This is a genomic window from Sorangium sp. So ce394 (genome assembly GCF_051474665.1).
GTDB classification, from domain to species: domain Bacteria; phylum Myxococcota_A; class Polyangia; order Polyangiales; family Polyangiaceae; genus Sorangium; species Sorangium cellulosum_D.
In genome coordinates this window covers 2,738,868-2,751,815 of record NZ_CP150339.1, presented here as the reverse complement: position 1 = coordinate 2,751,815, position 12,948 = coordinate 2,738,868, and the positions used below count along the sequence as shown (strand labels likewise).

General features: G+C 73.4%; 8 protein-coding genes. All 8 read left to right on the top strand.

Annotated features, from left to right (window positions below):
* Window positions 1-135 precede the first annotated feature (135 nt).
* Window positions 136-4,419, top strand: coding sequence for a HEAT repeat domain-containing protein (locus WMF33_RS10210; RefSeq protein WP_437336977.1), 4,284 nt, complete (start codon window positions 136-138; stop codon window positions 4,417-4,419).
* Window positions 4,416-5,006: a hypothetical protein gene (locus WMF33_RS10205; protein ID WP_437336976.1), complete on the top strand. Its 591-nt coding sequence runs from the start codon at window positions 4,416-4,418 to the stop codon at window positions 5,004-5,006. The genes WMF33_RS10210 and WMF33_RS10205 overlap by 4 nt, the downstream gene beginning before the upstream one ends.
* Window positions 4,994-6,058 (top strand): tRNA (adenosine(37)-N6)-threonylcarbamoyltransferase complex transferase subunit TsaD, encoded by a 1,065-nt coding sequence (gene tsaD / locus WMF33_RS10200; protein WP_437336975.1) that lies wholly within the window; start codon window positions 4,994-4,996, stop codon window positions 6,056-6,058. The genes WMF33_RS10205 and tsaD overlap by 13 nt, the downstream gene beginning before the upstream one ends.
* A gap of 265 nt (window positions 6,059-6,323) precedes the next feature.
* Window positions 6,324-7,346 (top strand): hypothetical protein, encoded by a 1,023-nt coding sequence (locus WMF33_RS10195; RefSeq protein WP_437336974.1) that lies wholly within the window; start codon window positions 6,324-6,326, stop codon window positions 7,344-7,346.
* On the top strand, window positions 7,336-9,162 hold the full coding sequence (locus WMF33_RS10190) for a hypothetical protein (RefSeq protein ID WP_437336973.1): 1,827 nt from the start codon (window positions 7,336-7,338) through the stop codon (window positions 9,160-9,162). The genes WMF33_RS10195 and WMF33_RS10190 overlap by 11 nt, the downstream gene beginning before the upstream one ends.
* Window positions 9,163-9,164: 2 nt before the next feature.
* Window positions 9,165-10,274, top strand: a complete 1,110-nt coding sequence (locus tag WMF33_RS10185) for a PEGA domain-containing protein (RefSeq protein WP_437336972.1) — start codon at window positions 9,165-9,167, stop codon at window positions 10,272-10,274.
* A 269-nt stretch (window positions 10,275-10,543) separates the two neighbouring features.
* The gene (locus WMF33_RS10180; RefSeq protein ID WP_437336971.1) at window positions 10,544-11,893 is read left to right on the top strand and encodes a PGRS family protein; all 1,350 of its coding nucleotides are present in this window, start codon (window positions 10,544-10,546) and stop codon (window positions 11,891-11,893) included.
* 23 nt (window positions 11,894-11,916) lie between these two features.
* The gene (locus WMF33_RS10175) at window positions 11,917-12,942 is read left to right on the top strand and encodes a tetratricopeptide repeat protein (RefSeq protein ID WP_437336970.1); all 1,026 of its coding nucleotides are present in this window, start codon (window positions 11,917-11,919) and stop codon (window positions 12,940-12,942) included.
* Window positions 12,943-12,948 lie beyond the last annotated feature (6 nt).

Genomic DNA, 12,948 nt, shown 5'->3' with positions numbered 1-12,948 from the left:
ATTCCCCCGGAGAGAGCAGACGTGCCCGCCGAGCTCACCCGCCCGGCGCGCCCGGCGCCGCGATCGCGCCCCTCCCTGGACGCGCCGCCGCCGCTCCGCGTGGCCCGCCGCGCACCGCCGATCTACCCTACCCCCGTGCGATCCCTCGTTCTGGCCGGCTGCCTCGCGGTCCTGGTCCCCGCAGCCGCGACGCTCGCGATCCCGCACGCCGAGGCCGCGGATTTCGATCCCTCCGGCCGCGGCAAGCGCAAACCGAAGGCCCCGAAGCCCGGCGGCGGCAAGCCGGGCCCCGCCGCGCGGCCGCAGCCCGGACCGCGGCCGCAGCCGGGACCGCGGCCGCAGCCCGAACAAGCGCCGCAAGCCAAGCCCGAGCCGGCCGAGGGCGCCGACGCGAAGCGGAGCGGGCCGTCGAACGACGCGCTCATCGCTCGCTACACGGCCATCGTCATGAGCCAGCCGAGCGCGCCTTTCCCGCTCCAGCGCCTCGCCCAGCTCTACCGCGAGCGCGACGGGAACCTGAAGAAGCTCGTCGAGGAGTTCGAGCGGCGCGCCGCGCAGCCCGGCGCCGATGCCTGGGCCTCCAAGGTCGTGCTCGCCGGCATCTACAAGCAGGACGGGCGCTATGACGACGCCATCAAGACGTACGAGGCCGCCATCGCGGACCGGCCGACGGACCCGGCGGCGATGATGGCGCTCGCCCAGCTCGAGGCGGACCGCGGCGACAAGGCCCGCGCACGGACGCACTACGAGAAGGCGCTGCCGCTGCTCAAGGTCGGCGCGGACGTCGAGCAGACCCGGCGCACGCTGCTCGCGCTCTGCCTCGACCTCTCGGACTTCGACGCGGCCAAGGCGCACCACGACGCGCTCGTGAAGAACGCGCAGGGCTCGCTCTTCGTGAAGGCCGAGCTCGGGCGCGAGCTCTCCGCGCGCGGGCACCACGCGCGCGCCGAGGCCGAGTTCCGCGAGCTCGTGAAGGCCGCCGCCGGCGACAACCGGGCGCTCGCCCCGGCGCTGCGCGACCTCGGGCAGGCGCTCGCGCGGCAGAAGAAGATGGACGAGGCGCTCGCCGTCCTGAAGCGGGCGCTCTCCATCGCCGGCAACGCCGCGGGCGTGCGGGCCGAGATCCTGCTCATCATGACCGACGCCTTCCGCGCCGAGGGCAAGCTCGCCGAGCTCATCGCCATCCTCGAGGCCGAGCGGGGGCAGGACTTCCAGCGGCTCGCGACCCTCGGCGCGCTGTACGAGGAGACCGGCGACGTCGACAAGGCGATCGCGATCTACCGGAGGGCGCTCGCGCTCGACGGCAAGCACATCGACACGCGGCTCCGGCTCGTGCACCTGCTCCAGACCGCCGGCGAGCTCGACACCGCGATCCGCGAGTACGAGCTCTTGATCAAGGCGGCCCCGAACAACGCCGACTTCGTGTTCGAGCTGTGCGAGACGCTCATCCAGCGGGGCGATCGGCCCAAGGCGCTCGCGCTGCTCACCCAGCTCGAGGGGCGCGTCGCGGACGAGCCCGAGACGCTCGCGGCCGTCGCCGACTTCTACGAGCGCGTCGAGGAGAAGGACCGGGCTCTCAAGGTGCTCCAGCGGCTCGCCGGGGCCGCGGGCGGGGATCCGAGCCACCTCGTCGACCTCGGCGACCGGTACTTCCAGGCGGGCGACAAGAAGAAGGCGCTGGAGACCTGGGCGCGCATCAAGCTGGTCGTGCCGAGCCGGGCGCGCGCCGCGGCCACCCTCGGCGAGGTGTACCTCGACCACGACATGGTGACCGAGGCGCTCGCCGCGCTCCGGGAGGCCGCGCAGCTCGAGCCCGCGAACGCCCGCTACAAGAAGGCGCTGGCGATCGCGCTGGAGCGCACCGCGAGCTCCCTCGGCAACGCCGGGCCGCGCTACGCCGAGGCGCGCGAGCTGTGGGAGCAGCTGCTCGCCGGCGCGGGCGGCGACAAGCTGCTCGCGCGCGAGGCGCGCACCCACATCGTCAGCCTCTGGTCGCTCACCCACGAGCTGCAGGGCCGCGTCGGGCCGCTCGGCGCGCGCTTCAACGCGACCCCGCCCGACCTGGAGGCGGGGCGGCTGCTCGCCGAGGTGCAGCGCAAGCTGCACCGGCTGCCCGACGCCGAGGCCACGCTCCGCAAGCTCGTCCAGGCCGCGCCGGGCGACGAGGACTCGCTCCTCGCGCTGGAGCGCGTGCTCGTGCTCCAGCAGAACCTCCTCGGCGCCATCGACGTGCTGGGCAAGCTCGTCGAGGTGAACCCGAAGCGGGCCCGCGAGTTCTACCAGCGCATGGCGCAGTACGCCGCGGAGCTCTACCGCGACGACGACGCGATCCGGTACGCCGCGCGCGCCGTCGAGCTGTCGCCCGAGGACGCGAGCGGCCACCAGAAGCTCGGCGACATGTACCGGAGGCGGCAGGACTTCCCGCGCGCCATCGCCGAGTACCGGCAGGCGCTCGCGAAGAACGACCGGCTGTTCCCCGTCTACTTCGACCTCGCCGAGCTCCTGCTCACCGCGGGGCAGGCCGACGAGGCCGACCGGCTCTTCCGCCGCGTCGTGCGGGCGTCGAACGACGAGGAGCTCGTCGCGCGCGCCGCGCGGATGTCGATGCAGGTGAACCTCGGCCGGGGCTCGCTCGAGGTGCTCGAGCGCGAGCTCCTGCCGGTCGCGGTCGGCAACCCGCAGAAGCCGCTCTACCGGCGGCTGCTCGTCGAGCTGTACGGGGCGATGACCTTCCCGCTGATGCAGAAGGTCCGCGCCGAGGGCGGCGCGGCGAGCGCGGCAGCGCGCGCGGAGCTCGCGAAGATCGGCGCGCGCGCGGTGAAGCCGCTGCTCGACGCGCTCGCCGACGAGAAGGAGTCGCAGCAGAAGGTCGCGATCGAGGTGCTGGCCTACGTCGAGAACAAGAGCGCCGGGCCGGCGCTCTACAACTTCGCGATCGGGCAGGCGGACAAGGGCCTGCGCGCCCGCGCGATGATCGCGTGCGGCGCGCTGCGCGACCCGTCGATGCTGGAGCGCTACGAGCAGATGCTCGCCCCGCGGGACGCGGCGGCGACCGTGCTGCCGAACGACGCGGTCGCGGTCGCGGCGACCTGGGGCGTGGCGCGGCTCGCGGCGGGCGGCGGCCGGCCCGCGGCGAAGGCCGAGGCGCTGCTCGCGCGGCTCCTGTCCTCGCCGGCGCCGGAGGTGCGGGCGATCGCGGCGGTCGGCCTCGGGCTGACGCACGACCGGAGGCACGCGGCGGCGCTGTCCGCGGTCGCGCGGGCGCCCGAGGCCGGCTCCGTGCCGCGCGCGGCCGCGGTCCGCGCGCTGGGCGAGATCGGCGGCGGCGGCGAGGGGCCCGCGCTGTTCATGTCGCTCGCGGACTCGAGCGAGCCGGAGCTCCGCCGCGCGGCGCTGCTCACGCTCGCGCGGCTCGGCGACGGCGCCTCGGCGAAGGGCGCCGGCGAGGCCGAGGCGCCCGCCTCGGGGGGCGCCGCGCAGGCGATCGCGGCCGGCGCGTTCTCGTCGGACGAGGGGCTGCGCGCGGCCGCGGTGTCGGCGGCGGTCGCGCTCACGCGGCGGGCCTACCCGCGCGCACGAGAGCCGCTGCCCGTGCCGGACGGGGCGCTGACGGTGAAGGACGTGCTCGCGGGGCTCGACCCCGATCCGCCGGGCCCGGAGGACCGCGCGGCCGCGCTCGTGGCGCTCGGCCCGGCGCTCCAGAAGGCGGCGGTCGCCGCGGTCGCGACGTCGCCGGAGCGGGCGCTGGTCGTCGCGGACGCGATCCTGTCGCGCGGCGCGGGCGCGGCCGGCGATCGCGGCGCCACGGCCGGCGCGGCGGCGCTCGGGCTCGCGCCGTTCACGGACGGGCGCGCCGAGCTCGCCCCGGAGCTCCGGCGGCAGGTCGAGGCGGCCGTGGAGGGGGTCGCGGCCGCGGTCGTGGGCGGGTTCGTGGCGCTCGTGCGGCACCCGGCGATCGAGGTGCGCACGCGCGCGGTGGAGCTGCTCGCCACGCGGCCCGAGCCCGAGGCGCAGGCCGCGGTGGTCGACGCGCTCGGCGATCCGGAGGAGAGCGTGCGGCGGGCGGCGCTCGCGGCGCTCGGCGCGGTCCGGCACGGGCCGACCATCGCGGCGGTCTCGGAGCTCCTGCGGGCCTCGCCGAGCTGGCCGCTCCGCGTCCGCGCGGCGGAGGCCCTGGGCCGGCTGGGCGCGCCGGGCGGCGGCGGCGCGGCCGGCGGGCGGCCGGGCCAGGTGGCGGAGACGCTCGGCGCGGCGGCCCGCTCCGACGCGTACGCCCTCGTGCGCGAGGCGGCGGCGCGCGCCCTCGCCTCGGCGGACCGCGCGGCGGCGGCGCCGGTGCTGAAGCACCTCGCGGCGCGCGACCCCGAGCCGCGCGTGCGCCAGGCCGCGGCCGATCTGATGCGGAGCGGCGCGCCGTGAGCGCCGCTCTAGCGCCCGGGCCGCGGCGCGCCCCGCTGCGGCTCGCGCCGCTCGTCCTGGCCGGCGCGGCGGCGGCGGGCGGCGCGGCCGGCTGCGACGACGTGAGCCGGTTCTCGACGGCGGACGGCGAGGCGTACTGCGGCGCGATCACGCTGGGCGGCGCGTTCCGCGCGGGCCTGAGCCCGCGGGTGCAGATGCGGCTGTCGCTCGACGCGGACGCGCTCGACGGGCCGGAGCCGCCGGGCGCGCTGTGGACCTACGAGGCGCCCGACGGCGCCGCGCCGGAGCGGCGCCTCCTCGACGGCGCGCCGCTGCGTCCGATCGGCGCGCTCGCCCACGATCCGCTGTCGCGGCTGGAGTTCGGGGAGGGCCGCGAGCGCAACGCGATCTACGCCGTGAGCGCGTCGGAGCCCGCGGCGGAGCCGCTGCTCGCGATCCTGTCGCTGCGCACCGACGCGTCCGTCGAGGTCCGCCTGCTCCGGCCGGGCCGGGAGCCGCTTGCGCCGGGCGCGGCGCAGGCGGAGGGAGAGCGGCAGGTGTTCGGCAATTTCAGGCTGACGCGGCGGACGGGGACATGCGGGTTCTAGGGATCGAGACATCGTGCGACGAGACGGCGGCGGCGGTGGTGACCGAGGGCGGCGACGTCCTCTCGGACGTCGTGCGCAGCCAGGTGGCGCTGCACGCGCCGTACGGCGGGGTCGTGCCCGAGGTCGCGGCGCGCGATCACGCGCGCGCGGTGGTCCCGGTGGTGCGCGAGGCGCTCTCGCGCGCCGGCGTCGCGGCGGCGGACCTCGACGGCGTCGCGGTGACGTCGCGGCCTGGGCTCGCGGGGGCGCTGCTCGTCGGCCTGCAGGCGGCGAAGGGGCTCGCGTGGGCGGCGGGCAAGCCGCTCGTCGGCGTCGATCACCTCGTCGGGCACCTGCTCGCGGTGTTCCTGCGGCGGGGCGGCGCGCCGCCGCCGGAGGAGCGGCCGTCGTTCCCGTACGTCGCGCTGCTCGCCTCGGGCGGGCACACGGCGATCTACCGGGTGGACGGGCCCTCGCTCGACGCGATCCGCGAGCTCGGCGCGACGCGCGACGACGCGGCGGGCGAGGCGTTCGACAAGGTGGCGAAGCTGCTCGGCCTCGGGTATCCGGGCGGCCCGGTGGTCGACCGGCTCGCGGCGACGGGGAATGCGGCGGCCGCGTCGGAGGCGGTGCCGGCGGTGATGGCGCGGAAGGAGTCGCTGGAGTTCAGCTTCTCGGGCATCAAGAGCGCGGTGGCGCGCCACGTGGCGAAGCGGGGGCGGCCCGAGGGGCAGGCGCTCCACGACCTGTGCGCGGCGTTCCAGGGCGCGGTGGTCGACGCGCTCGTGCAGAAGACCGTGCGGGCGGCGCGGGTCGAGGGGGTCGAGCGGGTGGTGCTCGCGGGGGGCGTCGCGGCGAACCGGGGGCTCCGGGCGAGGATGGCGGCGGCGTGCGAGCGGCGGGGGCTCGCGCTGTTCGTCCCGCCGTTCGCGAGCTGCACGGACAACGGCGCGATGATCGCGTATGCGGGCGCGCTGCGGCTCGCGGCCGGGGAGCGGGACGCGCTGGATCTCGCGCCGGAGACGAGGACGGCGCTGCCGCGGGTGACCCGGAAGGGCGGCGGCGCGCGGTGAGCGGGACAGGCCGGTAGCGGGGCGTCGTGGGGAGCGGCACGGGCGCGGGGCGCGAGGTGTGTGGGGCCATGGCGGGCGATGGCGAACGCTGGCGAACGTTGAAGGCACGGCTGGTGCCGGGGACTACCTCGGACTTGTCGGCTGCGGCGAGCCGTGGTCTGATGAGAGCTCAGGACTCAGGCCGGCCCGCGCTGGCCGTTTTTCCGGCCGCACGGGACAGGACAGCTTGGGATAGCCGCCCGTCGGGGCGCGAGGTTTGAGGGCCATGCAGGTTGTTCTACCGATTGTGCTTGGGTTGGTTGCGGTGGCGTGCGGCGCGGGCGTCGTGTTCTTGCTGATGCAGGTGGCGCCGCTGAAGCGGCAGCTGAAGGACGCGAACCAGCACATCGAGGCGCTCCGGCAGGCGAAGAACCAGCTGGAGCAGATGCGGGGGCAGTACGCGCAGCTCCAGCAGGCGCTCGAGATCGCGCGGGGCGAGGACCGGCAGAAGGTCGACTGGCTCGACGCCCAGCAGAAGGAGATCGACTGGTACAAGAGCGAGCTCGATAGCCGGCCGAAGATCACGCAGAAGCGCTACAAGATCCTGACCCTGGGCATCAAGTGGACCGGCAAGACGTCGCTCACGCTCAAGTGGGCGAATCCGCTCGTGGATCTCGGCACGCTGCAGGGGACGAAGATCGAGCGGTACGAGCGGACGGTCAGCCACGTGCTCACGAAAGAGGTCTTGACGGAGCACGTGTTCGAGATCGGCGACTGGGGCGGCGAGCACATCGTGGACGCGCAGCAGGAGCTCATCATGGAGGAGATCCACGGGCTCCTGATGGTGGTGGATCTGGCGGGCAAGGACGGGCAGAAGCTCGAGCCGTCGCGGATCCAGGAGCAGCTCCGGGAGTTTCAGCCGCAGTCGTTGCAGTTCTTCTTCAGCCCGAAGACGCTGGCGTCGTGCAAGGCGGTGGTGCTGTTCATCAACAAGTCCGATGTTCTGTCCGGGACGCCTGCCGAGGTGGAGAAGGAGGCGCGCGGGTATTACAAGCCGCTCATCGACAGCCTCGAGCGGTACAAGAACCACATCGACATTCGGGTGCTGGTCGGGTCGGCGAGCTACGGGCACAGCACGCACCATTTGTTCTCGCACTTCGTGGAGCGGATCCTCCCGAAGAACGCGTATGATCCGCAGCTGCTCCAGCGGATGAAGGCGGACATCGGGCCGAATCCTTCGCTGTCGCGGACGGCGCAGCTCCCGGCCCCGCAGATGCCGCAGCAGCAGGTCAGGCCCAATGTACGGTAGCGAGGGCGCCTCGGGGTATGTGATCCCGCGGTACCGCGCGCCTGCGGAGGCGGCGTGGTATCACGTGCTGCACGGGAACATCCCTGGGCATCAGATCGATTTCATGTACTGCCCGGAGGTGCCGCAGGGGGCGCTGACGACGACGCATTTCAGCCACCTGGCGCGGCTGATGAAGTACATCGAGCCCGCGACGGGGGCGACGCATGCGTTCGCGATCGGCAACCTGTCGCGCGACGACACGCAGCATGAGCCTGGGCACGGGGCGGTGGGGCTCATCTTCGGGTTCCGGATCGGCGGGGCGATAGATCACGCCGGTCGGGGGAATCCGCCGTTCGCGCACGGGCTCGTCGCGGTGGATCGGGACCTCGGGTACACGTCGCTCCTGGAGGCGTCGGCGACGTTTTACCGGCATGTGATGAACGCGACGGAGGTCAACTCGTCGGCGGGCATGTTTTACCGCGAGTACGTGGGCGCGGTGCGCGACGCGCCGGAGCGGGTGGCGCACGTGCTGGAGCGGTATGTCGAGGAGTTCGGGGATCTGCCGTACCTGCGGCGGAGCAGCGCGACGTGGGACTGGGTGGCGGACGAGGGGTCGCTGCCGAAGCGGGTCGTGATCGTGCACAAGCACGATGAGCCGTTCGGGGCCATCGCGCACGCCGCGGCGAGGATCGCGACGGTGCTGTACCGGTCGAACATCAAGTGGACGTCGATCACGAGCGGGCGTGAGGCGGACATCCCGGGTGGGGTGTCGGTGCGGTTCGTGCGGGAGCGCGACGTGACGATGGAGGATCGCCACGGGGCGCTGCTGCGGATCGAGGACGTCGCGGAGGACGAGGGGGAGATCGCGCGCAAGCTGTTCGGGGCGCGGCCGCAGGGCGAGACGGGGGACAAGCCGCAGTTCGGCGGGTGGCGCGAGCGGTACGCGGCGCAGCAGGCGGGGGGCGCGGCGCACCTGGCGCAGACCGCCGGGGGGGCGGCGCCGGTGCCCGCGGGGCCGGTGTCGGAGCGGGGGCGGCTGCCGTCGGCGCCGCCGGCGCAGCGGCGGGTCGAGGCGCACGCGGTGGAGGGGGCGAGCGCGGGGGCGGCGTCATCGGCGATGGGGCCGAAGGGGACGCTGGTCATCGACGCGGAGAAGCTGCTGCGCGAGGCGGGGCTCGTGGAGGCGGCGGCGGCGGGGAATGCGGTGATCGGCGGGGTGCCGCCGATCTCGAGGGGTCCGGCGGACGTGGCTCGGCTCGGGGCGGGGGCGCCGCCGTTGCCGATGGCTGCGGGCAGGGGCGTGCAGCAGGCGCCGGCGATGCCGCCGGTATCGGCGCGCAGCGCCGCGGGGGAGGACGAGGGCGGGGAGATACCGATCGTCGTCGAGCAGCCTCAGAAGTCCCGGAAGGCGCTCTGGGCGGTCGCGGGGCTCGGGTGCGCCGCCGCGGCGGGGGCGGTGGCGTGGGCGGTTGTGTCGAGGGGCCCGGGAGCGCAGCCGGCGCCGCCGCCGGAGCTGCCTTCGGCGGCGCCGACGACGGTGGGCGGGGCGCCGGGGACGAGCGTGAAGGAGGGGGTGGAGGCGGCAGCGCCGCAGGGCACGGCGGGGCCGCAGGCGACGGGGGCGGCGTCGGCGCCGGAGGGGGCGGCGAGCGCCGGGGAGGATCCGCAGGCGAAGCCGCCTGCGTCGGCGTCGACGGCGAGCCAGCAGCGGAAGAGCGGCGGCGGCAGGGCGGGCTCGAAGCCGCCCGCGGCGCAGCAGCAACGCGGGAAAGAGACAGAGCGCGCTCCAGACGACCAGAAGCCGGTGGGCGCGATTCAACCGAAGGTAAAGTTTTGATCATGCGTCTGGCGCAGAGTGTTCCGTGGATGTGCTTCGTCGGCCTGCTGACGGCCGCCTCGCCGAGCGAGGCGCAGCCGAAGGGCGGCGCCTCGCCGAAGGGCGCGGGGCAGCAGGGCGCAGCGGGCCAGACGGCGATCCAGGCGCCGCGCGCGCCCAGCGAGGCGATGAGCGACAAGGCCAGGAAGCTCTACATGGAGGGCGTGACCGCCTCGGAGAAGGGGCGGTGGGCCGACGCCTATGCGTCGTTCGTGGCGGCGTGGGCGCTGCAGAAGCACTACACGATCGCCGGCGGGATAGGCACCTGCGAGCTGATGCTGCAGCGCTATCCGGACGCCGCCAAGCACCTCGCCATCTACGTGCGCGAGATCGAGAAGGACACGACGGCGACGCCGGAAGAGCGCGCCGCCGCGCTCAAGACGTACGCGCAGGCGCGGGCGAAGGTGGGCGCGGTCCGGCTGCGCGTCAACGTGGAGGACGCCGAGGTGCGCGTGGGGCAGGAGGTCGTCGGGACCGTGCCGCTCGAGGACCCGGTGTTCCTGGAGCCGGGGGCGCATACGATCTCGGTGCGGCGACAAGGGTACGAGCCGGCGAGCGTCGAGGTGGAGCTCAAGGCGGGGGAGGAGATCGAGCGGAGCGTCGAGCTGAAGAGCGCGCGATCGAGCGAGCCGGCGGCGGTGGAGACGCCGGGGGCGGCGTGGCAGGGGGGTCTGGGGAAGGGCGGCGATCCCCCGCCGAACAAGACGCTGCTCATCGCGGGAGGTGCGGTGGCGGGGGTGGGGGTGATCGCGGGGACGGTGTTCACGATCCTCTACTTCGGGAAGGCGGACGATGCGGAGAATCTACGCCAACAGATTCGTTCCGGTGCCGCACCGGAACGATACTGCCCCAACCCTGAATCGCCGTCGATCTGCGCAGATTTGAACGATACGGTCGACGTTCAGTATGTATTCGCCAATGTTGCCCTTGGCAGCTTCATTCTCGGGGCAGCCGGGGTGGCGACGGTGGTCTACGCGCTCGTGGATAGGCCCTCCGCACCGGACCGACGCGTTCAGGTCGCGCCGCTCGTGGGCTCGGGCGTGACGGGGCTTTCCTTGAGCGGTCGATTTTGAGCGGAGAACTCGTGAACCGGGGAATCAGCAAGATGGGTCATCGTCTTGGTTGCCGCTTCGCAGCGACGCTTGTCCTGGCGGCGATGTCCGTAGGGATTCAGGCGAGCGGGTGCATAGCGGATGACGAGGAGCGGGCGCGCAATAGGCCATCAGGCACGGGCGGAAACGGCGGCACTGGTGGGGATGGCGGCGGAGGTGGGATCATCGTTCCTCCGCCTGCAGGGTGCGACCCGGAGACCGAGCAGGGCGGCGTCGACGAGGGGTGTGGGGTGTTCGTGTCGACGAAGGGCGCCGACGGTGCCGAAGGCACGAAGGAGGACCCGCTCAAGTCGATCAACGAGGCCATCGAGCTCGCGAGGAGCAAGGGCACGAAGCGCGTCTACCTGTGCGCCAGCGACGAGGAAGAGCCCTTCGAGGAGTCCGTCACGGTGCCCGCAGGCGTGACGGTTTACGGCGGGCTGAACTGCGCTGCGAAGTGGGCCTGGGAAAGCGGAAGCAAAACGTTCCTGACCGCGCCGCAAGGAGAGGTTCCGCTCCGATTGAATGCAGCTGAAGGGACCGTACGGATCCTGGATTTGCATGTCAAAGCGCGGCCGATCGTCATTGATCTCAACAACCCGGACGATGCCGAGAAGTACGGGCAATCGTCGATCGCCGCCATCGCTGATGGTGGCAGCGGTGGGTCAGACAACAGCAGCGTGGAGCTCGTCCGGTGTACGCTGGAGGCGGACGAAGCTGCGTCGGGGGCCCCCGGGGAGGCCCCCGACTCGCAGCGCGCCACGAAGGGGTCGGACGGCAACGACGGCAATGAGGCGTGCACCGCGGATCTCGTACCTGCGGCGCTGGCTCCCGAGAACGACTGCGGAATACCAGACGAATCGAGTGACAACTCGGTTGGTGGAGCAGGCGGCAACGGCTTTCCGAATCAAGCAGGCACCGGCAGCGCCGGTTCTCCCGGCGAAGACGCAAATCCCAATGGCGGCACCCGCACCGGGACTGGCGCCTGCGGCGCTGGCTTGGTGGGTAGGAACGGCGCGGACGGCGGCGCCGGCGAGCACGCGAGCGACAAGGGCACACTTTCGAGCGACGGATACACCGGTTCTCCTGGTAAAGACGGCAAACCCGGGTCCCCCGGCCAGGGCGGCGGAGGCGGTGCGGGCGCGCGGGGCGGCAGCAGCGTCTGCCCCCGCGACTCTGCGGGCGATGGCGGCGCCAGCGGCGGCTCCGGTGGCGCCGGCGGCTGCGGCGGCAAGGGTGGCAAGGGCGGCGGGCCAGGCGGCTCCAGCATCGCCCTCGTCAGCATCCATGCGGAGCTCCTCTTTAAGGATGTTCACCTCATCGCCAGCGCCGGCGGCGCCGGTGGCGAGGGCGCCGCGGGTCAGCGTGGCGGCCTCGGCGGTGAACCGGGGGCTGGTGGAGACGGTCCAACCACGCTGAGCACCGGCTGCAGCGGCGGCGCCGGAGGCATCGGCGGCAACGGCGGTCCCGGCGGCAAGGGCAGCGACGGCCATTCCCTCGGCATCGCTTACCTCGGCAACCCGCCACCGGAGCAGAGCGAGGGCGTCTTCACCATCGACGCCCAGGGCGGCGATCCCACCAAGGACTTCGGCGCCCCCTGATCCCTCCGTTCTACGAGCCTGCCGTGAGCTCCTGCCGACATCTCAGCCCGGCCCTTCTCCTCGGGCTCACGCTTCTGGCCACCTCGTCCACCGCCCTCGCTCAGTCATCCCCACCAACCGCCGAGGCGAAGCTCGCGGCCAAGGCCCTTGCCGATAAGGGTTGGCAGCTCTTCAACGCCAGCCGTTACGAGGATGCGCTCGCGGCCTTTCGCGACGCCGAGGCCCAGGTGCACGCCCCTCCGTTCCTGGTCATGGCGGCGCGCTCCTGTGAGCGACTCGGTCGATTGGTCGAGGCGCGATCGCTCTACCAGCGCGTCCTGGACGAGCCGCTGGCGGCCAACGCTCCCCGCGCCTTCCAGCAAGCCTACGCCGATGCGAAGGCCGAGCTCGCCGCGCTCGCTCCGCGCATCCCGACCGTGGAGGTCGCCCTCGCTGGCGCAGCGCGAGGTGCGGTGGGGCTTACGCTCGACGGAGAGCGCATCGCTCCGGCGACCCCGGTGGAGGTTGATCCCGGCGAGCATACGCTGTCCGGCGCCGTGCCAGGGCGCCCTCCGGTGACAAGGAAGATCCGCCTGGACGAGAGGGCGAAGGGGTACATCGTCCTCGATTTGGCGCCGCCCCCCGCCGAGGCACCTCCGGCACGCAACACACAGGCCGCGCCAGGAGGCGACTTGCGGAAGGCCGTGCTCATCGGCGGCGGAGTTGCGGCCGGGGTGGGTCTGATCGCGGGCACAGCGTTCACGGGCATCGCGCTCGGGAAAAGCAGCGACGCAGAGGAGCTGCGCGGCCAGATCCGCGCAGACAGCGTGCTCAACGGGCGCTGCCCTAGCACGGAGTCGCCGGCAGTCTGCGCAGAGCTGAGCGATACGGTCGACGCTCAGTACTCGTTTACCAACGTAGCCATCGGCAGCTTCATCGTTGGTGCAGTCGGGGTGGGGGCAGTCGTCTACGCGCTCGTGGATCGGCCTTCCGCGCCGGACCGCCGCGTGCAGGTCGCACCGCTGGTGGGGGCCGGCGTAACGGGGCTGTCCTTGAGCGGTCGATTCTGAGCGGAG

Bases quoted from the DNA above. Each gene is read 5' to 3' on its own strand.
- tsaD (WP_437336975.1), top strand. From the start codon at position 4,994: ATGCGGGTTCTAGGGATCGAGACATCGTGCGACGAGACGGCGGCGGCG.
- WMF33_RS10195 (WP_437336974.1), top strand. From the start codon at position 6,324: ATGCAGGTTGTTCTACCGATTGTGCTTGGGTTGGTTGCGGTGGCGTGC.
- WMF33_RS10190 (WP_437336973.1), top strand. From the start codon at position 7,336: ATGTACGGTAGCGAGGGCGCCTCGGGGTATGTGATCCCGCGGTACCGC.
- WMF33_RS10185 (WP_437336972.1), top strand. From the start codon at position 9,165: ATGCGTCTGGCGCAGAGTGTTCCGTGGATGTGCTTCGTCGGCCTGCTG.